At 72.3% G+C, this 22,546-nt stretch carries 23 protein-coding genes; 13 read left to right on the top strand and 10 right to left on the bottom strand.

What is annotated here, in order from left to right; all coding sequences use genetic code 11:
* Positions 1 to 21 precede the first annotated feature (21 nt).
* A complete protein-coding gene (locus ACLF3M_RS05635; RefSeq protein WP_430655884.1) occupies positions 22 to 945 on the bottom strand; it encodes an ABC transporter substrate-binding protein in 924 nt (307 codons plus the stop codon).
* Entirely contained in the window at positions 942 to 1,859 is a 918-nt protein-coding gene (locus tag ACLF3M_RS05630; RefSeq protein ID WP_430655883.1) for an ABC transporter substrate-binding protein, read from the bottom strand. Before ACLF3M_RS05630 ends, ACLF3M_RS05635 begins: the two co-directional genes overlap by 4 nt.
* A gap of 80 nt (positions 1,860 to 1,939) precedes the next feature.
* Between ACLF3M_RS05630 and ACLF3M_RS05625 the strand changes: the two genes are divergently transcribed.
* On the top strand, positions 1,940 to 2,911 hold the full coding sequence (locus tag ACLF3M_RS05625; RefSeq protein ID WP_430655882.1) for a Bug family tripartite tricarboxylate transporter substrate binding protein: 972 nt from the start codon (positions 1,940 to 1,942) through the stop codon (positions 2,909 to 2,911).
* 166 nt (positions 2,912 to 3,077) lie between these two features.
* On the opposite strand, the gene ACLF3M_RS05620 is transcribed toward ACLF3M_RS05625, so the two are convergent.
* Positions 3,078 to 4,607: a hypothetical protein gene (locus tag ACLF3M_RS05620; RefSeq protein WP_430655881.1), complete on the bottom strand. Its 1,530-nt coding sequence runs from the start codon at positions 4,605 to 4,607 to the stop codon at positions 3,078 to 3,080.
* 210 nt (positions 4,608 to 4,817) lie between these two features.
* Here ACLF3M_RS05620 and ACLF3M_RS05615 point away from each other — a divergent pair, with 210 nt between their 5' ends.
* The 4 genes from ACLF3M_RS05615 to ACLF3M_RS05600 are packed head-to-tail and all read left to right on the top strand — an operon-like array spanning position 4,818 to position 6,256.
* Positions 4,818 to 5,156 (top strand): NADH:ubiquinone oxidoreductase subunit NDUFA12, encoded by a 339-nt coding sequence (locus tag ACLF3M_RS05615; RefSeq protein WP_430655880.1) that lies wholly within the window; start codon positions 4,818 to 4,820, stop codon positions 5,154 to 5,156.
* Between the two features lie 7 nt (positions 5,157 to 5,163).
* Positions 5,164 to 5,673: an outer membrane lipid asymmetry maintenance protein MlaD gene (gene mlaD / locus ACLF3M_RS05610; protein WP_430655879.1), complete on the top strand. Its 510-nt coding sequence runs from the start codon at positions 5,164 to 5,166 to the stop codon at positions 5,671 to 5,673.
* Positions 5,670 to 5,888: a hypothetical protein gene (locus tag ACLF3M_RS05605; protein ID WP_430655878.1), complete on the top strand. Its 219-nt coding sequence runs from the start codon at positions 5,670 to 5,672 to the stop codon at positions 5,886 to 5,888. Before mlaD ends, ACLF3M_RS05605 begins: the two co-directional genes overlap by 4 nt.
* Positions 5,888 to 6,256, top strand: coding sequence for a DUF2155 domain-containing protein (locus tag ACLF3M_RS05600; protein ID WP_430655877.1), 369 nt, complete (start codon positions 5,888 to 5,890; stop codon positions 6,254 to 6,256). Before ACLF3M_RS05605 ends, ACLF3M_RS05600 begins: the two co-directional genes overlap by 1 nt.
* Here ACLF3M_RS05600 and ACLF3M_RS05595 read toward each other — a convergent pair.
* Complete coding sequence (locus tag ACLF3M_RS05595) at positions 6,234 to 7,187, bottom strand: WcbI family polysaccharide biosynthesis putative acetyltransferase (protein ID WP_430655876.1); 954 nt, start codon at positions 7,185 to 7,187, stop codon at positions 6,234 to 6,236. The two genes, ACLF3M_RS05600 and ACLF3M_RS05595, sit on opposite strands and share 23 nt — an antisense overlap.
* A complete protein-coding gene (locus tag ACLF3M_RS05590; protein ID WP_430655875.1) occupies positions 7,184 to 8,215 on the bottom strand; it encodes a GSCFA domain-containing protein in 1,032 nt (343 codons plus the stop codon). The genes ACLF3M_RS05595 and ACLF3M_RS05590 overlap by 4 nt, the downstream gene beginning before the upstream one ends.
* Positions 8,216 to 8,350: 135 nt before the next feature.
* On the opposite strand from ACLF3M_RS05590, the gene ACLF3M_RS05585 reads away from it, so the two are divergent.
* Positions 8,351 to 8,887, top strand: coding sequence for a DUF805 domain-containing protein (locus tag ACLF3M_RS05585; RefSeq protein ID WP_430655874.1), 537 nt, complete (start codon positions 8,351 to 8,353; stop codon positions 8,885 to 8,887).
* Positions 8,888 to 8,890: 3 nt separating this feature from the next.
* Here ACLF3M_RS05585 and aat read toward each other — a convergent pair whose 3' ends face one another.
* The gene (aat, locus tag ACLF3M_RS05580; protein ID WP_430655873.1) at positions 8,891 to 9,577 is read right to left on the bottom strand and encodes a leucyl/phenylalanyl-tRNA--protein transferase; all 687 of its coding nucleotides are present in this window, start codon (positions 9,575 to 9,577) and stop codon (positions 8,891 to 8,893) included.
* A 122-nt stretch (positions 9,578 to 9,699) separates the two neighbouring features.
* Between aat and ACLF3M_RS05575 the strand changes: the two genes are divergently transcribed.
* Together ACLF3M_RS05575 and ACLF3M_RS05570 are read left to right on the top strand one after the other, a co-directional pair.
* Positions 9,700 to 11,034, top strand: coding sequence for an MFS transporter (locus ACLF3M_RS05575; RefSeq protein WP_430655872.1), 1,335 nt, complete (start codon positions 9,700 to 9,702; stop codon positions 11,032 to 11,034).
* 96 nt (positions 11,035 to 11,130) lie between these two features.
* The gene (locus ACLF3M_RS05570; protein ID WP_430655871.1) at positions 11,131 to 11,424 is read left to right on the top strand and encodes a putative quinol monooxygenase; all 294 of its coding nucleotides are present in this window, start codon (positions 11,131 to 11,133) and stop codon (positions 11,422 to 11,424) included.
* Between the two features lie 37 nt (positions 11,425 to 11,461).
* Here the strand turns inward: ACLF3M_RS05570 and accC are convergent, their stop codons facing one another.
* The 3 genes from accC to aroQ all read right to left on the bottom strand — a co-directional run bounded on the left by accC (position 11,462) and on the right by aroQ (position 13,808).
* Positions 11,462 to 12,814 (bottom strand): acetyl-CoA carboxylase biotin carboxylase subunit, encoded by a 1,353-nt coding sequence (gene accC / locus ACLF3M_RS05565; protein WP_430655870.1) that lies wholly within the window; start codon positions 12,812 to 12,814, stop codon positions 11,462 to 11,464.
* Between the two features lie 83 nt (positions 12,815 to 12,897).
* Positions 12,898 to 13,353 carry an acetyl-CoA carboxylase biotin carboxyl carrier protein gene (accB, locus tag ACLF3M_RS05560; protein ID WP_430655869.1) on the bottom strand — a complete coding sequence of 152 codons (456 nt, stop codon included), beginning with the start codon at positions 13,351 to 13,353 and terminating at the stop codon, positions 12,898 to 12,900.
* Positions 13,353 to 13,808, bottom strand: coding sequence for a type II 3-dehydroquinate dehydratase (gene aroQ, locus ACLF3M_RS05555; RefSeq protein WP_430655868.1), 456 nt, complete (start codon positions 13,806 to 13,808; stop codon positions 13,353 to 13,355). Before aroQ ends, accB begins: the two co-directional genes overlap by 1 nt.
* A 119-nt stretch (positions 13,809 to 13,927) precedes the next feature.
* Here aroQ and thiS point away from each other — a divergent pair, with 119 nt between their 5' ends.
* From thiS to ACLF3M_RS05535, 4 genes are all read left to right on the top strand, one after another.
* A complete protein-coding gene (gene thiS, locus ACLF3M_RS05550) occupies positions 13,928 to 14,146 on the top strand; it encodes a sulfur carrier protein ThiS (RefSeq protein ID WP_430655867.1) in 219 nt (72 codons plus the stop codon).
* 4 nt (positions 14,147 to 14,150) lie between these two features.
* Entirely contained in the window at positions 14,151 to 14,945 is a 795-nt protein-coding gene (locus ACLF3M_RS05545) for a thiazole synthase (protein ID WP_430655866.1), read from the top strand.
* A gap of 413 nt (positions 14,946 to 15,358) precedes the next feature.
* Positions 15,359 to 16,489: a type III PLP-dependent enzyme gene (locus ACLF3M_RS05540; protein WP_430655865.1), complete on the top strand. Its 1,131-nt coding sequence runs from the start codon at positions 15,359 to 15,361 to the stop codon at positions 16,487 to 16,489.
* Positions 16,490 to 16,722: 233 nt separating this feature from the next.
* The gene (locus ACLF3M_RS05535) at positions 16,723 to 19,290 is read left to right on the top strand and encodes an ATP-binding protein (protein ID WP_430655864.1); all 2,568 of its coding nucleotides are present in this window, start codon (positions 16,723 to 16,725) and stop codon (positions 19,288 to 19,290) included.
* Positions 19,291 to 19,343: 53 nt separating this feature from the next.
* Here the strand turns inward: ACLF3M_RS05535 and ACLF3M_RS05530 are convergent, their stop codons facing one another.
* Positions 19,344 to 20,891, bottom strand: coding sequence for a M81 family metallopeptidase (locus ACLF3M_RS05530; RefSeq protein WP_430655863.1), 1,548 nt, complete (start codon positions 20,889 to 20,891; stop codon positions 19,344 to 19,346).
* A 78-nt stretch (positions 20,892 to 20,969) separates the two neighbouring features.
* Here ACLF3M_RS05530 and ACLF3M_RS05525 point away from each other — a divergent pair, with 78 nt between their 5' ends.
* Positions 20,970 to 22,523 carry an ABC transporter substrate-binding protein gene (locus ACLF3M_RS05525; RefSeq protein ID WP_430655862.1) on the top strand — a complete coding sequence of 518 codons (1,554 nt, stop codon included), beginning with the start codon at positions 20,970 to 20,972 and terminating at the stop codon, positions 22,521 to 22,523.
* Positions 22,524 to 22,546: the final 23 nt, after the last annotated feature.

Genomic DNA, 22,546 nt, shown 5'->3' with positions numbered 1-22,546 from the left:
GAGACTGCCGCCTGGCGCGGCTCAGCGCCAGTCCGGGCGGTAGACCTCGGCCGCGTCCGGCCGGCGCGGCAGGGGGAGCGTGTCGGTAAGTAGCGCGCAGGCCGCCGCGACGCGGGCGGGATCCACGCGGCCGAGGCCGAGGCGCGCGGCATCGGGATGCGCCATCTCCGCCGCGATGGTGCGCTGCCAGCGTCGCGTCTCCGCGGTCAGGTGGATCGGCGCGCACGCGGCGACGGCGGCCACGCCGCGCACGGGATCGGCGACCGCCGACGCGAAGCCGCGCGCGACCGCGCGCAGCAAGCGATCCACCACGCCCGCCTCCGCCGCCAGTGCGCGGGAGACGATGAGCGCATTGCCCATGAGCTCCGGGCAGGTCTCGGCATAGCGCAGGAAGCGCAGCCGCGGCGCGATGTGGTCGAGCCCGCTCGCCTCGAGGCTCGCGAGGATGGTGTTGACGAAGCCGAAGACGCCCTCGGCCGCGCCGTCCTCCACCATCGCGCGCGCCTGTTCGGCGAGCGTCGCCGCCGAGGGCAGGAAGGCGACCGAGGCCGTATCGATCCCGCCGCGGCGGGCGAAGGCGGGGAAGGCGACAAGCGCGGCGTCGCGCGCATGCCCGCTGACCCGGCGCTCCGCGAGGTCGGCGGCGCGGTGCACCGGCCCGTCGGCGGCGACCGCGATGGTGAGCGGCGTCTCGCCGAAGGGCACGAAGGCCGCGACGGGGCCGATGCCCGGCGCCTCGTGGCCGAGGCGCGCGATCAGCGCGGCCATGTCGCCATAGGCGGCGTCGCAGCCCTGCATGTCCTCGACGACCGCCGCCGCGCCGCGACCGGGGCGCCACTCCACGGCGAGGCCTTCCGCGGCCAGCTGGCCATCGGCCTCGGCCAGGAAGAAGCCGGCATGCGGGCCGGCGAAGCCGGAATTCAGCAGGACGGAAAGCCGCCTCATCGCGGCGCCGCGCGATGCGGCGGCAGGAAGGCGTCGGTGAACAGCGCGGCGGGATCGGGCGGCGCCAAGCCGAGGCTCGTCGCATGCAGGGCGACGCCGCGGGTGAAGCGCGCGGGATCTACAGCGCCGAAGCCTTCGCCGCGCCCCATCTCGACGGCGAGCGTCGCATCCCAGCGCAGCCGCTCGACCCTTGCATCGGCACCGGGCGCGAAGCGCAGCACCACCTCGATCGCTGCGTCGGGATCGGCCAGCGCCTCCTCCAGCCCGCGGTCGAAGGCGGTGAGCAGCGCGCGCAGCGCCGCGGGGTGGTCGCGCACCAACGCGCGGGACGCCATGACCGCGCTGCCATGCAGGTCGGGCACGAGATCGGCGTAGCGGAACTGCCGGAACTCCGCCTCGGCGTCGCGCCCCTGCGCCGCAAGCGCGGCCGCGAGCGTGCTGGCATAGCAGAACAGGCCCTCCGCCTCGCCGGCCAGCACGCGGTCGGCGAGCGCGGCCATCGCGCCCTCGGCCGGCAGCACCGCGACGGCGTCGCGCGCCAGGCCGGTCGCCGCGCAGAAGGCGCCGAAGGTCCGCAGCGCGACGTCGGAGGCGTGCCCGATCATCCGCGCGCCGGCGAGGTCGCGCGGCGCTGCGATGGCGCTGCCGCGCGGCAGCGCGATGCAGGACGGCGAGGCATCGAAGGTCGCATAGACGCCGATCGGCGCGTCGCGGTCGCGCGCTGCAACCTCGACGAGCGCGTGGATGTCGCCATAGGCCAGGTCATAGCCGCCCGCCGCCAGCCCCGGCGCCGCGTTGAACGCGCCGCTGCCCGGCGTGAGGTCGAGCTCGACGCCCGCCGCATCGACATGCCCGCGCGCGATTGCCAGCAGCAGCCAGCATTGCGGCCCGCTGAACCCGGTGTTGAGCAGCATCCGCAAGCGCATCCCGCGATGAAAAGGCATTTGTCGCGATGCTGCAATGCGGCATGATCGTCCGAGCCAAGGAGAGACGGATGATCCGACGTCGCGCCACCCTGCTGGCGGGCGCAGCGCTGGCGCTGCCCTCGATCGCGCAGGCCCAGTCGCCCTGGCCCTCGCGCCCCGTGCGCATCCTGATCTCCTTCCCGCCGGGCGGGTCGAGCGACTACGTCGCCCGCGTCATCGCGCCGGCGATGAGCGAGATGTTCGGCCAGCAGTTCATCGTGGAGAACAAGCCCGGCGCCGGCGGCATGCTGGCGGCCGAGCAGCTGAAGCGCGAGCCCGCGGACGGGCACGTCTTCCTGCTGTCGAACAACGCGCCCTTCACCATCGCGCCGACGATGTTCCCGCGCATCACCTACGACGTGATGCGCGACTTCACGCACATCGCCTATCTCGGCGCGACCTATGGCGGCTTCGTCACGCATCCCTCGACGGGCGTGCGGACAGTGGCCGAGGCGGTGGCGAAGGCCAAGGCGCAGCCGGGGAAGCTCACCTTCGGCTCCTCCGGCGTCGGCTCGATCGGGCACATCACGGGCAACACCTTCGCCGGGCTCGCGGGGATCGAGATCCTGCACGTGCCCTATCGCGGCGCGGGGCCGCTGCGCGTGGATCTCTCGGCCGGCACGGTCGGCATGGCCTTCGAGGGGCTGGTGACGAACCTGCCCGCGATCCGCGCCGGCGCGCTGAACGGGCTGGCGGTGACGGCGGAACAGCGGCTGAGCCTGGCGCCCGACGTTCCGACCTTCCGCGAGCTCGGCTACGACATCGTCGTGAAGAACTGGCACGGGCTGTCCGGCCCGCCAAGCGTACCGGCGCCGATCGTGGGGCGGCTGCAGCAGGGTTTGGCGGAGATCTGCGTCCGTCGCGCCATCACCGATCAGTTCATGACGATCGGCAACTTCTTCACGCCGATGACGACGGCGGAGTTCAACGCCTTCGTCGCGGCGGAGATCGCGCTGTGGCGGCCGATGATCCTGGCCGCCGACGCCGTGGACAAGGGATAGGGCCCGTCAGACAACGCCGCGCGGGTCGGTCTGGCGGGTCTTTTCCGCCCTGGGTTCGTCAGCCGGCTTGCCGATGGAACAACCATCGGCTGCGCCGTCTTCCTGCCCAGGCCGGAAAATCCCTCGCCAGCCCTCAGCCGCGGGCGTTTTCTGACGGGCCCGTCGATCAACTCGCCAGCCTGATCTGCCGCCGCCGTCCGCGCGGCGAGAGGGATTCCGGCAAATCCATCGGCAGGAGGGTCAGCTGCTCCGTCGCGCGGCCGACCGTGTCGGGGGCGCAATCCGCCTCCGTGGGATCGTGCAGGTCCGTGCGGCCGAGATACTCACGCGCCAGCTTGCGGAAGGCCCAGTCGAGGACGGAGGTCGCCCGCCGGATCGCGGGATCGCCCTCTACCGCCCCGGCGGGGCCGAAGCGGGTATAGGCATAGGCCTCGACGTAGCTCGCCAGCGGCACGCCGGCGCCGAGCCCGATCGAGACCGCCTGCATCATCGCCTCCATCAGGCTGCGATAGGCCGCGCCCTCCTTCGTCAGCGCGATGGCGAGTTCGGTCGGCTGGCCGTTCGCGTCCTCCGTCGTGCGCAGCACGACGCGGTGCCCGCCGACCATCGCCTTCCACACCGCCCCCGTCGGCCGGCCGAGCGGCAGGGCCGGGCCGCGCACGGGCGTCGCGGCGGGGCGCGCCGGCGCGGCCTCGGCCGCCGGCATCGGGGGGGCGGCATGCAGGAAGGGCGAGACGGCCTGGGCCATCGCGACCCAGGCCTCGTGCGGCACCGGGGCGAGCAGCGCCCCGGCGCGCGGCCCGGCGCGCAGTGCGGCGCGGGTCGGCTGGTCGGTCACCCAGCCCTCGCGGTCGAAGGTCAGGCGGGACGGGCCCGCGGCCGGTGCGAAGCCGCCGCTCTCGGCGCCCAGCATCCGCTCCACGGCGTCCGGGGCGGCGATCGCGACCAGGCCGAGATGGCGCAGCCCGGCGCAGCCCGCAGCGGCGTCCAGCGCGGCGCGCGCCGCTTCCGCCAGTCCTGGCACCTGCGTCGCGGTGGGCGGGGAGGGGGCGAGCAGGCAGACCGGCTCCCGCGCGCCGAGGATGTCGGCGATGCGGCCGCTCTCGGCCTCGGCCGCGCCGCGGGTCAGCGCCGCGATGGCCGCGGCCGTGGCGCGCGCGGCGTCGCTGTCATAGGCCAGCCGCAGCCCCGCCAGCAGCCCCGCGAGGTCGGCAAAGCCGATCGCCAGGCGCTGCGCCTTGCCGCCGGTCAAGATGTCGAGCGCCCGGACGCCGAGCGCGACAGCCTCGGCATAGCCCGTGATGTCGAGATCGCCATCGGGCTCGAGGAAGGCGGGCAGGTTCAGCACGAAGCGGGAAGGCGCCTTGGCGTCGCCCCGCCAGACCGACAGGCCGGGGGCGCCGCGGCGGGCGAGGACGAGCGCGCGCAGCCCCTCCGCGAAGCCCCGCGCCTCGGCGTCGTCGGCCAGCAGGCCGAGCCTGCGGCCGCGCTCGGCCAGCGTAGCGATCCAGGCCTCGGCCAGGCGGGGCAGGACGACCGGGCCGGCGCCGGGCGCGATGGCGGCCAGCGCCGAGGCCTCCTCCTCCTCCCATTCCACGGGAAGGGCGATCGCGCGGGGGGCGGAATCCGGGTCCGGCGCGGCTCTCACGCGCCACAGTGCCACACCGTCCCAGAGGGTTCCGCGCAGGCTGGACATGGCCCGCATCCTGGCCGCGACTCGGCGGGGCGGCAAGCCATATCTGGGGGTGATGTGGGGCCGGCACCCCAACATTCTGTGGAGAAAATGTGGATAAGGCCCGGGCACCCCGGTGTTTTGCGCGGCTTGCCCGTCTGTGCGACATTGGGCCCATACCGCAGATGCGAACGGCGCCCCCGAGGCGCATCGAGGAAGCCTATGTTCGAGCGCATGCTCGCCCGCGCCGCCGGCCGCGAGATCGGCACCGACCGGTTCGGCAACACCTACTACGAGTCCCGCGCGGACTACCGCGCCTATGGCCGCAAGCGGCGCTGGGTCATCTATGCCAGGGGCCAGGACCCCACGACGGTCCCGCCGGAGTGGCATGGCTGGCTGCACCACACCACTGACGCCCCGCTGCCCGAGGCGAAGAAGCACCCCTGGATGGTGGAGCATCGCCCGAACCCGACCGGCACGGCGAACGCCTATCGCCCGAAGGGCCACGACTACGAGGGCGGTCGCCGCCAACTGACCGCGGGCGACTACGAAGCCTGGACGCCGGGAAGCTGACCAGCCGATGAAGGGACGTTCGATCGCGGAGGTCGCGGCCGGCGCGGTGGTGCTGGCGGTCGCCGCGGTGTTCCTGGTCTTCGCGATCACCAATTCCGGCCGCAGCGGCGTCTCCGGCACGGGGCTCACGCTGCGCGCCAAGTTCGACAGCATCGCCGGCCTCGCGCCCGGCGCCGATGTCCGCATCGCCGGCGTGAAGGTCGGCTCCGTCCTGGACCAGCGCATCGATCCCCAGACTTTCCTCGCCGTGCTGACGCTGCGCCTCGACGGCAATCTACGCATCCCCTCCGACAGCTCAGCCGAGATCGCGAGCGAGGGGCTGCTCGGCGGGCGCTACGTCTCCATCGTGCCGGGCGGCGCGGAGCGCATCCTCGGCCAGGGCGGCGAGATCACCATCACGCAGTCGTCGGTGAGCCTGGAATCCCTGCTCGGCCGCTTCATCTTCTCGATGACGGAAGGCCAGGGGAATTCCCGGGGCCAGAACAACGAGGGCGCGACGCCGGCGCCGCAGCGATGAGCGTGATCGAAACACCCAGGGCCTGGCCCGGCGCCGACGGCGCGCCGGTCTCCTGCCGCGAGAAGCTCAAGATGCTCGAGGAGAACCACCGGGAGGCCGCGCAGGTCCTGCGCGACACCTTCGAGGACGCGGTGCTGATGGGCGTGGACGAGCAGGCGATGCGGCGAATCCTGACCGACATGATCGCCGCCCTGCCGAGCCCGAAGCGCATGTGATGCGCGCCCTGGCCGCGATCCTGCTCCTCACAGCCGCAGGCGGCGCCGCGGCGCAACAGGGCTGGGTGGCTCAACGCGTCGCGGAGCTGCAGGCGCTGGACAAGGTCACGGCGCGCGTCACGACGCTGCGCGTGCCCGTCAACGCGCCCGCGCAGTTCGGCTCGCTCACCATCACCGTGCGCGCCTGCAACGCCAGGCCCCCGGACGAGGTGCCGGATTCCGCGGCCTGGATGGAGATCGCCGACAGCCGCGCGCCGGCCAACGGCGCGGCGGTGTTCCGCGGCTGGATGTTCGCCAACGCTCCGGGCGTGAACATGCTCCAGCACCCGGTCTACGACATCCGCGTCATGGAGTGCCGGGCGCCTTAACGCGGCGCTGGCGCCGCCCCGGGCCAGGTCGCGGCGTGGCTGCTGGCCGCGGGTCGACGACCTGCAGCACCTCGGCCCGCAGGAAGGCGCGCACGCGCTCGATCTGTGGCGAGGACGCGATGCCGGGCGCCGCCGCGGCGGCGGCATAGGCTGCGAAGGAGGCCCGCACCATCTCCTCGGGATCGAGCCGGCGCCGCCAGCTCAGCTGGAAGCCGAGGCCGCCCTCGACACCGAGCCGTTCCGCGATCTCGGGATAGACCGGCCAGACGATGCTGCGCGCGAGCTCGTCCTCGGGCGGCGGCGCGTCCGAGGCCGCGAGGCCCGCGCGGGCAAGCGCCTGGCGCGCCAGCCCGTGCAGCAGGCCGATGCGGGGATGGTTGGTCGTCAGCATGAAGACCGCCGGCGCCTCGGCCCGCGCCGCCGCGAGGTCGAAGCCGAGCGCCGCCCAGGCCGCCGAGAGCCGCGCCAGCTCCTCGGCCATCACGTCGAAATAGCCGAGCGAGGCATAGGCATAGGCGTTGAACAGCCGCCGCGCGCGCGCCGGCGGGATGCCTTCCAGGAAGCAGCCGACCAGCAGGGCGGAATTGTAGACGTCGAGCCCCCCGCGCAGCAGCGCGCCGGTCCCGTCGCGGACGTAGCAGCAATCCGGATGGAAGCCGGCGAAGCCCATTCGCGGCAGCGCTACCGGCCGCGCCCGCGCGGCGAAGGCCTCACCCGACAGGGGGCCGAAGCGCGGCGGCACGGGCTGCGCGAAGACGACATCGCAGGCCGCGAGATCCCCGGCGAGCCGGTCGAGGTTCTCCGCCGCCGTGCCGCCATGCTGCCGCATCGCGTCGAGCCGCACGGCGAGGATGGACGCCCGGGGCGCGAGCGCGGCCAGGCTGGCGGCCAGGCCGCCGACCTGGCAGTTGCCCAGCACGCCGATCCTCAACGGTCCAGCGCCTCCTCGTCGCAAATGATGGCGTCGAGCTCGGCCGCCTCCACGGCCGCCCGCCGCGGGATGTCGGCCGTGCGCGCGGGCGGGGCCGGGGCGGCAGGCCCGCCGAGGTAGTGGCGGCAGAACACCTCCATTACCATCGCGACCCCCTCCGCCGAGACGGCGCGCAGATCCCGTTCGAACCAGCGGCCGCGCGCGGGATGGCCGGCGATCATCTCGTAGGAGGGGAAGTAGTCCACCCCGCGGTCGGCCCGGGTGATCTCGTCCGCCACGACGCGCAGCGCCGACTTGCTGGCGACGGTGGAGACCAGCACGTGCCGCGCCTCGTAGGTCGCGATCAGCGGCACGGGCGAGACCGTCAGCAGGATCCGGACCGCGGGATTGACCCGCCGGAGCTGCGAGAGGAAGGCCGAGAGGTCGGCGACCATCTCGGCGACCGTGAAGTTGCGGAAGCCGATTTCGTCATGCTCGGGCGCCGCGACCACGCCGGGCGCGAGCGGGAAGACCGCGCCGTCGCGCCGCGATTCCCAGGCCTCCGTCAGGCCGAGCGTGAAGACCAGCACGTCGCAGCGCTCGAACATCCGCCGCACGGCGGCCAGGTGCGCCTCCCGGTCGGCGCGCAGCGCATCCGGGTCCGCGAAGCCCTCGGGCTCGACCTGCGGGCGGAAGGGATCCACGAGCCGCCCGTCCGGGCGGGTCCAGGCCTCCTCCTCCGGCTCGAACAGGGCATAGGCGCGGCGGAACAGCTGCAGCAGCTGGCGCGGCGAATAGACGTTGCCGAAGCGCGCGGGATAGACGCCGAAGCCGCGCGCCGCGGGGCCGTCCTCCGTCACCAGCGGCGCGACGCCGCGTGCGGCGAGCGCGCGCGCGATGTGCTGGGCGAAGCAGCTGCCCGCGGTGGCGATTCGGTCGGAAGGGACGATGCCGAAGCGCGGCGCGGTGACGGGGTCCAGCGTCTCCGCCCCGGACACCGCGCGGCGCCAGAACGCGGTATCGGGCAGCCCGGCATAGGGGTTCGGCATGGCGCGCCAGCATGATCACGACGGGCATGACCGGCAAGCGAAGCACGCGCAACAGGCGCAACACTTCTCCCCCTTGGCGCGGGGCACGGTGGCAGCGCATCCTGCGGCGATCGCAGCCCTTGGGGGAATGCTCCGATGAATTTCATGGACGCCGTGAAGACCTGTCTCAACAACTACGCCAATTTCAGCGGCCGCGCGCGGCGGTCGGAATTCTGGTGGTTCGTCCTGTTCAATTTCTGCGCCCAGATCGCGGCCAGCATCGTGGACGGCATCATCTCCGCCATCATCGGATTCAGCGCCCTGTCCTTCCTGGTGATGCTGGGGCTGCTGGTGCCGGGCATCGCGGTGTCCATCCGGCGCATGCACGACCTCGGCAAGAGCGGCTGGTTCATCCTGCTCGGGCTGATCCCGATCGCCGGGCCGATCATCCTGATCGTCTTCTACGTGAAGCCCGGCCAGCCCGGCCCGAACCAGTACGGCCCCGACCCGCTGGCCGGCGCAGGCGCGGCGATGCCCGCCTATGCCGCGCCGCCGGCGTCCTACCAGGCGCCGGCCGCGCCGCCCGCCGCGCCGCCCGCCTTCCAGCCGCGCTCCTCGGCGCCGCCGGCCTCCGCGCCCCCGGCTTCCGCGCCCTCGGCTTCCGCCGGCAAGCCGCGTCCCTGGGAGAGGTAGCGGCTATTCCCCGCCGCTGCGCATCGCCCTGATCTCCGCGGCGACGCGGCCGGGATCGGGGCGGTCGTCCCAGGGCGCCGGGTGTTCCACCGCCTCGCCCAGCAGCCGCTTGTAGATCGCGCGCGGCACCTCCGCGCAGCCGAACTGCGCGAGATGCGCGGTCTGGAACTGTGCGTCGAGCAGCCGGAAGCCGAACAGCCGGAGCCGCGCGACCAGGTGCACCAGCGCGACCTTCGATGCGTCGCTCACGCGGCTGAACATGCTCTCGCCGAAGAAGGCGCCGCCGAGCGCGACTCCGTAGAGCCCGCCCACGAGCTTCCCGTCCTGCCAGGCCTCGACCGAATGGGCATGGCCCATCCGGTGCAGCGCGGCAAACAGGCGCTCGATCTCGAGGTTGATCCAGGTGTCCTCCCGCCCCTCGGCCGGCGCCGCGCAGCCCGCGACCGTGCCCGCGAAGTCGCGGTTGGTCGTGACCTCGAAGGTGTCGGACAGCGCGGTGCGCCCGAGGCGCCGGGGCAGGTGGAAGCCGTTCAGCGGGATGACGCCGCGCTGCTCGGGGTCGAGCCAGTACAGCCGCTCGCCCCGCCGGCTCTCCGCCATGGGAAACAGCCCCGCGCGGTAGGCGCGGAGCAGAAGTTCCGGCGTGATCTCGAACTGGCGGCGGCTCACGGCGGCACTATGCGCCTTCATACGTCGAGGTGCGAGATTCGCGGCAGGGCAACGGATCAGGCCGCCGCGATCCCGCGGGGAACCCGCGGCGCCTGCCCACGATGCAGCCCACGGGAACGGGAAGTCCCGGGAGGATGCCTGCCATGGACGCCATCGAGACGCGGACCACGCGCAAGGTCATGTGGCGGCTCATGCCGTTCCTCTTCGTCTGCTACTTCGTGGCCTACCTCGACAGGGTGAATGTCGGGTTTGCGAAGCTGCAGATGAACGAGGCGCTCGGCCTGTCCGAGGCGATGTACGGCTTCGGCGCGGGGCTTTTCTTCATCTCCTATTTCCTGCTGGAGGTGCCGTCGAACCTGGCGCTGGACCGCTTCGGCGCAAGGCTCTGGATCGCGCGGATCATGCTGACCTGGGGCCTGATCTCCGGCCTCTTCGCCTTCATCGAGCCGATCGCGCGGCTCACCGGGATTTCCCACGAATGGGTGTTCTACGGGCTGCGCTTCCTGCTCGGCGCCGCGGAGGCCGGCTTCTTCCCCGGCATCATCTTCTACCTGACATTGTGGTTTCCCTCGGTCTACCGGGCGCGGGTGGTCGCGCTCTTCATGCTGGCGATCCCCTTCTCCTCCATCGTCGGCGCGCCGGTCTCGGGCGCGCTGCTGAACGTCGAGGGGTTCGGCCTCTCGGGCTGGCAGTGGCTCTTCCTGCTCGAGGCGGTGCCCTCGATCCTGATGGCCTTCGCGGTGATCGCCTTCCTGACGGATCATCCCCACCAGGCTCGCTGGCTGACGGCCGAGGAGAGCGGCTGGCTGGAAGCTCGGCTGGCCGCCGAGAAGCGCCAGAAGGAGGACACGCACGGGCATTTCGGCATCGGCAAGGCGCTGTCGGACAAGCGCGTGCTGGCCTGTTCCTTCGTCTATTTCTGCCACAACGCCGCGAGCTACGGCGTCGCCTTCTTCCTGCCGACGATCATCAAGGATTTCGGCCTGACCAATGTCCAGACCGGCCTGCTGGCCGCTCTGCCTTTCGTCTTCGGCGCGGTGGGGATGGTGCTGCTGGGGCGGGCGTCGGACCGGACCCTGAAGCGGCGGCAGTTCCTCTTCGCCTCGATGCTGATCTCGGCCATCGGCGTCGCCGGCGCGGGTCTGGTGGGATCGCCGGTGCTGGTGCTGGCGCTGCTCTGCCTCGGGCAGATCGGCGTCTCGGCCAACCCACCGCTCATGTGGCCGATCCCGAGCGCCATCCTGACCGGCACCTCGGCCGCGGCGGGCATCGCGGCGATCAACTCCATCGGCAACCTCTCGGGCTTCGCCGGGCCGTTCATGATGGGCTGGCTGCACGACCGCACGGGCGGCTTCGGGACGGGGCTGGTGGTGCTCGGCGCCGTGGCGCTCGCCGGCGGCCTGGTCGCGCTGACGCTGCGCACGGGGACCGAGGCGCGGGCGGAGGACCTGGCGCCGGGCGCACAGGCCGCGGAGTGACGGCCTAACGTCGGGCCTGCCGGGTCGAAGCATCCTTGGGCACGGCGGTCGATCCTGCGGTAGAGTGATCCGTCAGCCCAGCGAGGGGGATGGACCGTGCCGGAGGTGTTGGTCGTCGTGCGTGGCCGCCTGAAGGACGCGAAGGCGGCGTCGAAGGTGATGGCGGCAGTGCCGCGATTCATTGCAGCCAGCAGGCGGGAAGCCGGCTGCCGCGCCTACGAGCTCTACGTGTCGGCGACGGACGAGGCGGAGATCGCGACGATCGAGCGCTGGGCCAGCCTCGAGGCCGCGCAGACGCACCTGGCGGCCCAGCATACCCAAGAGTTCCTGGCGCTGGCGATGGAGTGCCTGGTGTTGGCGCCGGAAATGCGCACCTTCCCGCTCGACTGAGCCGGTCTGGCCGCTACTCCGCGCGCAGCTTCGCCCCCTACTCCCCGCGCATGCGCGCGACGAAGCGCTCCAGCCAATGGATGGTGTAGTCCCCTGCCTGGAACTCGGGGTCGGCGACGATCATCTGGTGCAGCGGCAGGGTCGTGCGGATGCCGCTGACCACCATCTCAGCCAGCGCGCGGCGCAGACGCGCGATCGCCTCGGCCCGCGTCCCGCCATGCACCACCAGCTTCGCGACCAGGCTGTCGTAGTGCGGCGGCACGACGTAGCCGGAATAGAGCGCGCTATCCACGCGCACGCCGAGGCCCCCCGGCGCGTGGTACATGTCCACACGCCCCGGGCTCGGCGCGAAGGTCTCGGGGTCTTCCGCCGTGATGCGGCATTCGATCGCATGGCCGCTGAAGCGGATCTCCTCCTGCCGGTATCCCAGCGGCTGGCCGGCGGCGATGCGGATCTGCTCCTTCACCAGGTCCACGCCGCAGAGCATCTCCGTCACGGGATGCTCGACCTGCAGGCGGGTGTTCATCTCGATGAAGGCGAACTGCCCGTCCTGCCAGAGGAACTCCAGCGTGCCCGCATTCCGGTAGCCAAGCTGCTTCAGCGCGTCGGTGACCTTGGCGCCGAGCTCGTCGCGCTCCGCCGCGTTCAGCACGGGGCTGCCGGCTTCCTCGACCAGCTTCTGGTGGCGGCGCTGCAGGCTGCAGTCGCGTTCGCCGAAATGCACGACGTTGCCATGCGTGTCGGCCAGCACCTGCAGCTCGATGTGCCGCGGGCGGTCGAGATACTTCTCGAGGTAGACGGCGTCGTCGCCGAAGGCGGCCTTCGCTTCCGTGCGCGCGACGCGCCAGGCTTCCTCAAGTTCGTCCGCGCTGCGCGCGACCTTCATCCCCCGCCCGCCGCCGCCGGCCGCGGCCTTGATCAGCACGGGGTACATGACCTCCTCGGCGACGGCGCGCGCCTCCTCCAGGCTCTCGAGCGCGCCCATCGAACCCGGGACCAGCGGCACGCCGAGGCGCCGCATCGCGTCCTTCGCCGCGATCTTGTCGCCCATCATGCGGATATGCTCGGGGCTCGGGCCGATGAAGGCGATGCCATGCGCCTCCACCATTTCCGCGAAGGACGCGTTCTCCGACAGGAAGCCGTAGCCCGGGTGGATCGCATCCGCCCCGGTGATCTGCGCGGCCGAGAGGATCGCGGCCATGTTGAGGTAGCTCTCGCGCGCCGGCGGGGGGCCTATGCAGACGCTCTCATCGGCCAGCCGCACATGCATGGCGGTGTTGTCGGCGGTGGAGTGCACCGCGACGGTCTCGATGCCCATCTCCTGGCAGGCGCGATGGACGCGGAGCGCGATCTCTCCGCGATTCGCGATCAGGACCTTGCGGAACGACATGCCCTACCTCACTCGGCCGGGCGCCGCCGTCCGATGACCGGAGCGACGCATCGCGTTGCGAAGGTCTGAATCGGCCGGCGCACTTATTCGATCACCAGCAGAGGCTCGCCGTATTCGACGGGCGAGCCGCCCTCCACCAGGATGCGCGTGACCGTGCCGGCCTTGGGCGCGCGGATCTGGTTGAAGGTCTTCATCGCCTCGATCAGCAGCAGCGTCTGCCCCTGCGCGACGCGCGCGCCGAGCGTGATGAAGGGCGCCGCCCCGGGCTCCGGCGCGAGATAGGCGACGCCGACCATCGGCGAGGTAACGGTGCCGGGATGCGGGCCCTCGGCTTCCGGCGCCGCGGCGGCCGGCATGGCGACCGGCGCGGCGGCCGCGACCGGCGCGGCGGCGACCTGCGCCACCGCCTGGTACTGGATCTGCCGCGCGACGCGGATGCGGCTGTCGTTCTCGACCAGCTCGATCTCGGTCAGGTCGGTCTCGCGCAGGATCTTCGCGAGTTCGCGGATCGCCGCGGGGTCGAAGGTCACGCCGGCCATCAGGCCTCTCCTTGCTCGGCCAGCAGCTCGGCCATGGCGCGCAGCGCCAGCGCATAGCCCTGGATGCCGAGGCCGCAGATCACGCCGGTCGCGGCCTTCGACACGTAGCTCAAGTGCCGGAATTCCTCCCGGCGGTGGATGTTGCTGATGTGGACCTCGACCACCGGCAGGTCCACCGCCTTCAGCGCATCCATCAATGCGATGGAGGTATGGCTGTAGCCCGCGGGGTTGATCACGATCCCGGCCGCCCGGCCGCGGCATTCCTGCACCCAGGTCACCAGCTCGCCCTCGCCATTGGTCTGGCGGAAGTCGATGGCGAGCCCGAGCGCCTCCGCGGTCTCGGCGCACAGCGCCTCGACATCGTCGAGGGTGTCGCGGCCATAGACCTCGGGCTGGCGGGTGCCGAGCAGGTTCAGGTTCGGGCCGTTCAGGACGGCGATCAGGGGCGGGGTCAAGGGAAATTCCCGTGTCGCGGGCGGGGCGCGCCGTCTAGCACGCAAGCGCGAGCCGGGCAAAGCTTGGGCAGGTCCGACCCTTACTTGCCCGCATCCCCGACGCTCGCCACATTCCCCCCATGTCCACCACGGCAACCCTCTCGGTCGAGGTCAATGGCGAGCCGCGCGAGGTGCCGGACGGCGCCTCGGTCGCCGACCTGCTGACGCTGCTGAATCTTGCCGCGCCCAAGGTCGCGGTGGAGCGGAACCTCGAGATCGTGCCGCGTTCCGCCTGGACCACCACGCGCCTGGCAGCCGGCGACCGGCTGGAAGTCGTGCATTTCATCGGAGGAGGCTGAGGCCATGGCCGACGGCATCCAGCAGGCCGAGGACACCTGGACGGTGGCCGGCCGCAGCTTCCGCTCGCGGCTCGTCGTGGGCACGGGGCGCTACAAGGACCTCGAGGAGACCGCGCGCGCGATCGAGGCGTCGGGTGCCGAGATGGTCACCGTCGCCGTGCGCCGCGTGAACCTGTCCGACAGCTCGGCGCCGATGCTGCAGGACCATGTCCCGCCCGACCGCTACACCTATCTCCCCAACACCGCGGGCTGCTTCACCGCGCAGGACGCGATCCGCACGTTGCGCCTTGCGCGCGAGGCCGGCGGCTGGAACCTGGTGAAGCTCGAGGTGCTGGGCCCGCCGCCCTTCCTCTACCCCGACATGAAGGCGACGCTCGAGGCGGCCGAGGCGCTCATCAAGGACGGCTTCGAGGTCATGGTCTACTGCGCCGACGACCCCGTCGCGGCGAAGCGGCTGGAGGAGATGGGCTGCGTCGCCATCATGCCGCTCGGCGCGCCGATCGGCAGCGGGCGCGGCATCGCCAACCCCTTCATGATCCGCGCCATCATCGAGCAGTCGAAGGTCCCGGTGCTGGTGGATGCCGGCATCGGCACGGCGAGCGAGGCCGCGCAAGCGATGGAGCTTGGCTGCGACGCCGTGCTGCTGAACAGCGCGATCGCGCATGCGCGGGATCCCGTGCGGATGGCGGTGGCGATGAAGCATGCGGTGATCGCCGGGCGGGCCTCGTTCCTGGCGGGACGCATGCCGCGCAGCGGGGCAGCGGACCCGTCCTCGCCGGTGTCGGGACTGATCGGCTAGCGACTCCGGCGAAATCGCCTGCCGCGTCGCAATCCCGCCGGATCGGATCCATGGGGCGCCATGGGTTTCGGGCCGCTTTCCGGCGGCTTCAACAAAGGGCGGGAAAAAAATGCGCCCGTCCCCGATTTTCCGCTTGTGCCCCTGACATGATGGGACTACCTCGCGCTCCAGACGCAGTACGCACGTGCCTCTAGGCCCCAGGCCCACGGAACCTGAGCCCCCCGATAGGGGCGGTCACCGCGGCGCAAGGTTTACGCAACGACGTCAAGCGTTCCGGCAACCCGAATCCCAAGGGCCGCAAGGCGCAAGGGGTCCGGAGTCCACTTCGCTGGTTCGTTGGACCGTTTCGTCAACACTGGGGCCGCTCCCTCGCTTCGGGCGGTTTCCGCGACAGAAGATGGGAGTGGGGCGCGATGAACCCGAAGATCGCAGCCTTCCTGCGCCTGCATGCGCCTGCCACGCCTTGCCTCGTGCTGGACGTGGACACGGTGGAGGCGAATTACCGCAGGCTGACGGCCGCGCTGCCGCTGGCGCGCGTCTACTACGCCGTGAAGGCCAATCCGGCCGCGCCGATTCTGGCGCGCCTGACCGGCCTCGGCTCCTCCTTCGACGCCGCGTCCTTCGAGGAGATCGAGGCCTGCCTAGCCGCCGGCGCCGATCCCGACCGCATCTCCTACGGCAACACCGTGAAGAAGGAGAGCGCGATCCGCGCGGCCTTCGCGGCTGGCGTGACCATGTTCGCCTTCGACTCGGAGCCCGAGCTGAGGAAGCTCGCGCGCTGCGCCCCCGGCGCGCGCGTCTACTGCCGCATCCTCGTGGAGAACAAGGGCGCGGAGTGGCCGCTCTCCCGCAAGTTCGGCTGCGAGGCGAAGATGGCGGTCGAGCTCATGGGGAAGGCCGGCGAGTGGGGCCTCGATCCCTACGGCATCTCCTTCCATGTGGGCTCGCAGCAGACCCGCACCGACGCCTACCAGGCCGCGATCGGCCAGGCCGCGATGGTCTTCTCCGACCTGCGCGAGGCCGGCGTGACGCTGCGCATGGTCAATCTCGGCGGCGGCTATCCCGTGCGCTACCGCGCGGAAGTGCCGGGCATCGACGATTTCGGCGCAGCGATCATGGGCGCAATGGCCGAGCATTTCGGCAACGCCCTGCCCGAGATCGTGGTGGAGCCCGGCCGCTTTCTCGTCGGCGAGGCCGGCGTGGTGGAGAGCGAGGTCGTGCTCGTCTCCCGCAAGGGCGAGGACGATCCCGTGCGCTGGGTCTATCTCGACATCGGCCGCTTCGGCGGCCTGGCCGAGACCGAGGGCGAGGCGATCCGCTACGCCATCCGCACGCCGCATGACGGCGAGGCGGACGGCCCGGTGACCATCGCGGGCCCGACCTGCGACAGCACCGACACGCTATACGAGAAGTCGAACTACCGCCTGCCGATGGCGCTGGATTGCGGCGACCGCGTGCAGCTGATGGCGACCGGCGCCTATGTCACGACCTATGCCAGCCAGGGCTTCAACGGCTTCACGCCGCTGGCAGAGCACTACATCTGAGCGGGCACGAACCCGGCCAATCGAATTCCCTCTCCGCCGAAGCGCCGACCTCCCCGCTCCATGATGTCCCTCCCGCGCCTGCGGGGGAGGGAGTCGCCCGTGCGGGGGAGGAAAATGATGGAGCGGGAGAGGGCGTCGCCGACACCGCACCCGCCCCAACGCCCACCCCGCAAAACGCCCTAATGGCCCGTTTGTCACTGTCACCGTGGTCATGACCCGCCCACACTGAGGCCATGCTCGACGCCGGCGCACTACGGGACTGCGAGAGGGAGCCGCTCGCGACCCTCGGCCTGGTGCAGCCGCGGGGCGGGCTTCTCGTCCTGCACGCCCGCTCGCGGCGGGTGATCGCCGCCTCCGCCGGCCTCGCCGGCCTCCTCGGCCTGGCCGCCGAGCCCGAGCCCGGCTCCCCCTCCGGCGGCCTCCTCTCCCCCCGCCTGGCCGAGGCGCTGCCCGGGCTTTCGCAGGGCGCGCCCATCCGCCTGCCCGGGCCCGCCGGCCTCGAATGCCTCGGCCACCGCCAGGGCGACACCTTTGTCCTGGAATGGGTCCGCCCGAGCGAGCCGCTGTCGGAATCCGTCGTCGCCGTGGCCGAAGCCGCCGGCGCCCGCCTCGCGGAGCAGCTGCGCCAGGCCGCGCCCAATCCCTTCGCCGCCGCCCAGCTCGTCGCCGACGGCGTCGCCCGCCTCTCGGGCTACGACCGCGTCATGGTCTACCGCTTCCATCCCGATTGGTCGGGCGAGGTCATCGCGGAGCGCCGCCGGCCCGAGCTGCCGCCCTATCTCGGCCTGCGCTACCCCGCCTCAGACATCCCGTCCCAGGCGCGCGCGCTGTACCGCCAGTCCCTGATCCGCGTCATCGCCGACAGCGAGGACTTGCCGCAGCCGCTGATGCATGCCGGCGCCCAGCCGCCCGACCTCTCCTTCGCAGTGCTGCGCTCGGTCTCGCCGACGCACATGGAATACCTGCGCAACATGGGCGTGCGCGCCTCGCTCTCGGTCAGCCTGCTGCACAAGGGCGAGCTCTGGGGCCTGATCGCCTGCCACCACGGGCGCGCGCGCCTGCCGCCCGCGGGCATGCGCGACGCCCTGACCGGCCTGGTGCAGCCCTTCTCCGACCTGCTCGACCGCATGGAGGAGACGGCGGAGGAACGGCGCCTGCACGCCATCGGCGGCCTGCGCCGCGCTGCCGCCGCGGGCGCGCCCGAGGACCTCCTCCTCAGCCTCCTGCTCCGCCCCGGCGGCCTGGCCGCCGCCGCGGGCGCCGAGGGCATCGCCTGGCTCGACGGCACGCGCCTTGTCGCGGTCGGCCTCGCGCCCGATCCCGCTGCGCTGCGCGCGCTCGCGGCCGAGACGCAGCCCGTCGGCGTGCTGGAACGCCCGCGCCTCGACCTGCCGCCATCCGGCGACAAGCAGCGCGCGCAGCCCGCCGGCATGCTCGCCGCAGCGCTGCCCGGCGGCGGCTGGCTCGCCCTGTTCCGGCGCGAATTGCAGCAGGAGGTCCATTGGGCGGGCGATCCCGCCAAACCGGCCGAGCGCGGGCCGCGGGGCAGGCTTTCCCCCCGCCGGTCCTTCTCCCTCTGGAAGGAGACGGTGCGCGGCGCCTGCCGGCCCTGGGACATGGAAGCGCGCGGCCCGCTGGCCGCCGCGGTGGCGATGCTGCGCGCCGCCGGGCCGGCGGATCGCCTGGCCGAGGCCGCGCTGGAGCAGGCCGCCGCCATGGCCGCGAGCGGCGAGGTCGCCGCCCCCGCGCTGCTCGTCCCGCATGCCCCGGCGATCCTGCTGGAGAAGACGGGGGAGGGCGCGCGGCTGCTCGGCATCACCCCCGCATTGGCCGCGCTGCTCGGCGTCTCCGACCGCGCGATGCGCGGCATGCCGTGGGAAGAAGCCGCCGCGCTGCTCGGCCTTGCGCCGGCGCAGCCCGGCCCCGGCGGCGATCCCGCGCTGCACACCGCCTTCTCGCCGCTGCATGGGCCGCTGCACATGCGCCTCTCTCTCGAGACCGCGCTGCAGGTGCAGGCGCCGGGCGTCTCGCTGCATCTCGACATGCTGCTCGCCGCGGACGAAACGCGCGAAGGCCGCCTGGCGGAGGCGCTGAAGGCCGCCAGCCTGCAGGTCGAGCAGTCGCGCCAGGCGCGGGAGGCCTTCCTCGGCCATGCCAGCCACGAGCTCCGCACGCCGCTGACCGCGATCCTCGGCTTTGCCGACCTGCTGGCCACCGAGGGCGCGCCGGGCAGCGAGGTCCGCCGCCAGGCCGAGGAGATCGGCAAGGCCGGGCGCGCCATGCTGTCCCTGGTGGAGACGCTGCTCGCGGTCACGCGGCTCGATTCCGGGCGGATCGAGCCGCGGCAGGAGCCCTTCGACCTTGCCCGGACGCTGGCCGACCAGGCGCGCCTGCTGGCCCCGCTCTTCGCGGCGAAGCCGCTGCGGCTGCGGCTCGACCTGCCGGAAAGCGCGCCCTGGCGCGGCGATCCCGGCCTGGTCGGCCCGGTGCTGCTGAACCTGCTGGGCAACGCGCTGAAGTTCACGCCGCCGGACGGCGAGGTGACGCTGTCGCTGCATCTGGCGCTGCGCGTGGCGGAGATCCGCGTCACCGACACCGGCCCGGGCGTGCCGGTCAGCGCGCGCGCGCGCATCTTCGAGCCCTTCGAGCAGGCCGACCCCGCCATCGCGCGGCGGCATGGCGGCGCGGGCCTCGGCCTCTTCATCGCGCGCAACATGGTGCAGGCGATGGGCGGCAGCCTGAGCCTGGAGCCCGCCTTGAGCGGCGGCTCGACCTTCGTGATGCGCCTGCCCGCGGCGTAGCACGCGCTGTCCGTAATCCTCTCCCCCCTGTGGGGGAGAGAGCTTGCCGCGGTCTACCCCCTGACCGGCACCTCCTCCGGCCGCGGCGGCGTCCAGGCCATGTCGGGGTCGAGCGGGTAGATCGGCCGCGGCACCTCGCGCCAGGGCACGCGCGACAGCACCACCGTGGTCAGGCCCGGCACGTCCACCTCGATGATGCGCTCGGGCGTCCAGATGTCGTCGAAGCCCGCGCGGAAATGCCCGCGCGACTTCACCACCAGGCTCCGCACCGCGCGCAGGTCCACGCCGAGCGATTCCACCATCCGCGGCTCCGCGAGTTGCCGCCGGTTCGTCACCACCGCGACGCGCACGCCGCCGATCCGCAGCAGCGCCGTCGGCCCCAGCGACACGCTGCGCCCCTTGTAGATGCCGCGCCGCCCGATCACCTCGCCATCGGTCAGCGCCTCCACCACCGACTCGGCCTCGAAGGGCTTGGAGAAGACGTTGGTCTCGTCGCGGTTGAAGCGCGCTAGGAAGCGGGCGCCGAGGCCGCGGCCATGCGCCTCCGCCGCCAGGGCGGGGTCGTTGTGGATGCCGAGCACCGCGCCCTCGACGCCTGCCTTGACGAAGGCCTCCAGGATGAAGGCGGTGTTGCCGCGCCCGCCGCCGCCCGGATTGTCCGCGACATCCGCGAACAGCAGCGAGGGCTTCGACGCGTCGCGCCCGACCTCCAGCGCCATCCGCGTCGCGTCCTCGAGGCTGGTGAGGTTCGTCACCCACCGCTCTCGCGTCGCCCAGATCCAGGCCGCGATGTCGGCCGCGACCTGCTGCGCGCGGCGCGCATCCGTGCGCGTCGTCACCATCACCGAGAGCCCGTTCTTCGGCGTGTCGCCGAGCGAGAAGCCCGACACCACCGAGACATTCAGCACCTCGTGGTCGAGGAAGCGCTGCCCATAGGCGATCGCGTCGGCGTAGGTCCCCGCCGCCGTGTTCTGGCTGGTCGCCGGCGGGATGAAGGGCAGCTTCACGAAGGCCATCCTCGGCTTCTGCCCGCCCAGCATCGCGCGCATCACGGAAGCGCATTCCGCGCCTCGCTCGGCCTGGTCCACATGCGGGTTGGTGATGTAGCCGCAGAGCATGTCGGCCTGCCGCACCATCTCCCACGAGACGTTGCAGTGCAGGTCGAGCGTGGCGAGCACCGGGACATCGGGCCCGACGATGTCGCGGACCATGCGCAGCAGCGTGCCGTCGGGATCGCGGTCCACCGTCGCCGTCGCCGCGCCATGCAGCGCGAGGAAGACGCCGTCCACCGGCATGGCGTCGCGGATGCCCGCGCAAATCCGCTCGCAGACCTCGTCGAAGGCTGCCTGGTCCATGTTGCCGGATGCGCCGGCGGTGGCGGCGAAGGTGTAGACCGGCTCCCACGCCCGCCCGCCATCCATGGCCTGGATGAAGCCCGACAGGCCCGTCGGGCCCCGCGGCGCCGGCGTCGCGAGGTCGGCGGCCAGCGCCGCGCCCTCGAGCCAGCAGCTCGCCTGGAACTCGGCCCTGGTCGCGACGGGCGCGTGGCCGTTGCTCTCCAGCATGAAGCCGCCGAGGGCGATGCGCGGGGGTCTGGTCATCCCCGGAGCCTAGGACCGCGCGATATGGCGCGACAATCCGCCGCGCGGCATCATCGCGGCAAGAACGGGAGACGGACGATGAAGCGGATCGCGATGGCCGCGGCGCTGGCGCTGGTGGCAGGCGGGGCAGGGGCCCAGACCCTCACCCTGGGCACGCAGCTGCAGCTCAACACCATGGACCCGCATTTCTTCAACGGCTTCCCCGCCGGCAACGCCCATCCCATGGTGTTCGAGGGCCTGACCGACATCGACGAGACGCTGCAGGTCCGCCCCTCGCTCGCGACGTCCTGGCGGATGGTCGATCCCAACACCTGGGAGTTCGAGCTGCGCCGCGACGTGCGCTTCCACGACGGCACGCCGTTTACCGCGCGCGACGTCGTCGCGACCTTCGCGCGCGTGCCGACCGTGCCGAACAGCCCCGCGCTCTTCACCCCTTTCATCCGCACGGTGAAGGAAGTGCAGGTGCTGGACGACCACCGCATCCGCATCGTCACGACCGCGCCGACCGCGACGCTGCCCGGCGACGTCGCGCGCGTGCTGGTCATCCCGGCGCGCGACGCCGCGCAGACGACGTCGGAGTTCAACGCCGGCCGCGTCGTCGGCACCGGTCCCTACCGCTTCTCCTCCTGGGTCAACATCGAGAGCCTGACGGTGTCCCGCAACGAGGCCTGGTGGGGCGGCCGCGCGACCTGGGCGCAGGTGACGCTGCGCACCATCACGCGCGATCCCTCCCGCGTCGCCGCGCTGCTGTCGGGCGACCTCGACGCCATCGACCTGGTGCCGACCGCGGACAAGCAGCGCATCGCCAACGACGCGCGCTTCCGCCTGTTCAGCGGGCCGGCCGCCGTCGTGCACTACATCGCGCTCGACAGCGTCCGCGCCGAGAGCCCCTTCGCCACCGGCGGCACGCCGCCGGGCAACCCGCTGCGCGACCGCCGCGTGCGCCAGGCGCTGTCCATGGCGATCGACCGCAACGCCATCACGACGCGGCTGATGGAAGGCAGCGCGACGCCCGCCAGCCAGTTCCTGCCGTCCAGCATCGAGGGCACCAGCCAGGCGCTCCGCCCCACGCCATACGACCCGCAGCGGGCCCGCGCCCTGCTGGCCGAGGCCGGCTTTCCCAACGGCTTCCGCCTCACGCTGCACGCCACCACCGACCGCTATCCCAAGGACGAGCAGGTCGCGCAGGCCATCGCGCAGATGTGGAACCGCATCGGCGTCCAGGCCGGCGTCGCCGGCGTCGCCGGCCAGGTCTTCTTCACCGAGGCCTCGCGCCAGGCCTATTCCGCCTTCGTCGCGCAATACGGCACCGACGAGGCCGGGCAGGGCCCGCGCGCCGTCGCGCATTCCTTCGAGGCCGGCCGCGGCTACGGCAACGCCAACCGCACGCGCTATTCCAACCCCGCGGTGGACGCGCTGATCCAGGCCGCGCTGGAGGAGCTCGATCCCGCCGCGCGCAACGCGAAGCTCGCCGCCGCGATCGAGGCCGCGATGGAGGACGTCGCGATCATCCCGGTCTTCCATCCCAGCTGGGAATTCGCCTCCCGCCGCGGCCTGGTGGTGACGTCGCGGCCGGAGCGGCGTTTCAACGCCATGATGGTGCGTCCGGAACAGGTCCCCGCGCCGCAGTGATGCGGAAAGGCGGCGGGATCGCT

The organism is Falsiroseomonas sp. HW251 (assembly GCF_050563545.1).
Taxonomy (GTDB): Bacteria; Pseudomonadota; Alphaproteobacteria; order Acetobacterales; family Acetobacteraceae; genus Falsiroseomonas.
The sequence above is the reverse complement of the archived record's forward strand: the minus strand, read 5'-3'. Positions and strand labels throughout refer to the sequence as shown.

Excerpts from the sequence above, each read along its gene's own strand:
- ACLF3M_RS05635 (WP_430655884.1), bottom strand. The coding sequence starts at position 945 with ATGAGGCGGCTTTCCGTCCTGCTGAATTCCGGCTTCGCCGGCCCGCAT.
- ACLF3M_RS05630 (WP_430655883.1), bottom strand. The coding sequence starts at position 1,859 with ATGCTGCTCAACACCGGGTTCAGCGGGCCGCAATGCTGGCTGCTGCTG.
- ACLF3M_RS05625 (WP_430655882.1), top strand. The coding sequence starts at position 1,940 with ATGATCCGACGTCGCGCCACCCTGCTGGCGGGCGCAGCGCTGGCGCTG.
- ACLF3M_RS05620 (WP_430655881.1), bottom strand. The coding sequence starts at position 4,607 with ATGTCCAGCCTGCGCGGAACCCTCTGGGACGGTGTGGCACTGTGGCGC.
- ACLF3M_RS05615 (WP_430655880.1), top strand. The coding sequence starts at position 4,818 with ATGCTCGCCCGCGCCGCCGGCCGCGAGATCGGCACCGACCGGTTCGGC.
- mlaD (WP_430655879.1), top strand. The coding sequence starts at position 5,164 with ATGAAGGGACGTTCGATCGCGGAGGTCGCGGCCGGCGCGGTGGTGCTG.
- ACLF3M_RS05605 (WP_430655878.1), top strand. The coding sequence starts at position 5,670 with ATGAGCGTGATCGAAACACCCAGGGCCTGGCCCGGCGCCGACGGCGCG.
- ACLF3M_RS05600 (WP_430655877.1), top strand. The coding sequence starts at position 5,888 with ATGCGCGCCCTGGCCGCGATCCTGCTCCTCACAGCCGCAGGCGGCGCC.
- ACLF3M_RS05590 (WP_430655875.1), bottom strand. The coding sequence starts at position 8,215 with ATGCCGAACCCCTATGCCGGGCTGCCCGATACCGCGTTCTGGCGCCGC.
- ACLF3M_RS05585 (WP_430655874.1), top strand. The coding sequence starts at position 8,351 with ATGAATTTCATGGACGCCGTGAAGACCTGTCTCAACAACTACGCCAAT.
- aat (WP_430655873.1), bottom strand. The coding sequence starts at position 9,577 with ATGAAGGCGCATAGTGCCGCCGTGAGCCGCCGCCAGTTCGAGATCACG.
- ACLF3M_RS05575 (WP_430655872.1), top strand. The coding sequence starts at position 9,700 with ATGGACGCCATCGAGACGCGGACCACGCGCAAGGTCATGTGGCGGCTC.
- accC (WP_430655870.1), bottom strand. The coding sequence starts at position 12,814 with ATGTCGTTCCGCAAGGTCCTGATCGCGAATCGCGGAGAGATCGCGCTC.
- accB (WP_430655869.1), bottom strand. The coding sequence starts at position 13,353 with ATGGCCGGCGTGACCTTCGACCCCGCGGCGATCCGCGAACTCGCGAAG.
- thiS (WP_430655867.1), top strand. The coding sequence starts at position 13,928 with ATGTCCACCACGGCAACCCTCTCGGTCGAGGTCAATGGCGAGCCGCGC.
- ACLF3M_RS05545 (WP_430655866.1), top strand. The coding sequence starts at position 14,151 with ATGGCCGACGGCATCCAGCAGGCCGAGGACACCTGGACGGTGGCCGGC.
- ACLF3M_RS05540 (WP_430655865.1), top strand. The coding sequence starts at position 15,359 with ATGAACCCGAAGATCGCAGCCTTCCTGCGCCTGCATGCGCCTGCCACG.
- ACLF3M_RS05535 (WP_430655864.1), top strand. The coding sequence starts at position 16,723 with ATGCTCGACGCCGGCGCACTACGGGACTGCGAGAGGGAGCCGCTCGCG.
- ACLF3M_RS05530 (WP_430655863.1), bottom strand. The coding sequence starts at position 20,891 with ATGACCAGACCCCCGCGCATCGCCCTCGGCGGCTTCATGCTGGAGAGC.
- ACLF3M_RS05525 (WP_430655862.1), top strand. The coding sequence starts at position 20,970 with ATGAAGCGGATCGCGATGGCCGCGGCGCTGGCGCTGGTGGCAGGCGGG.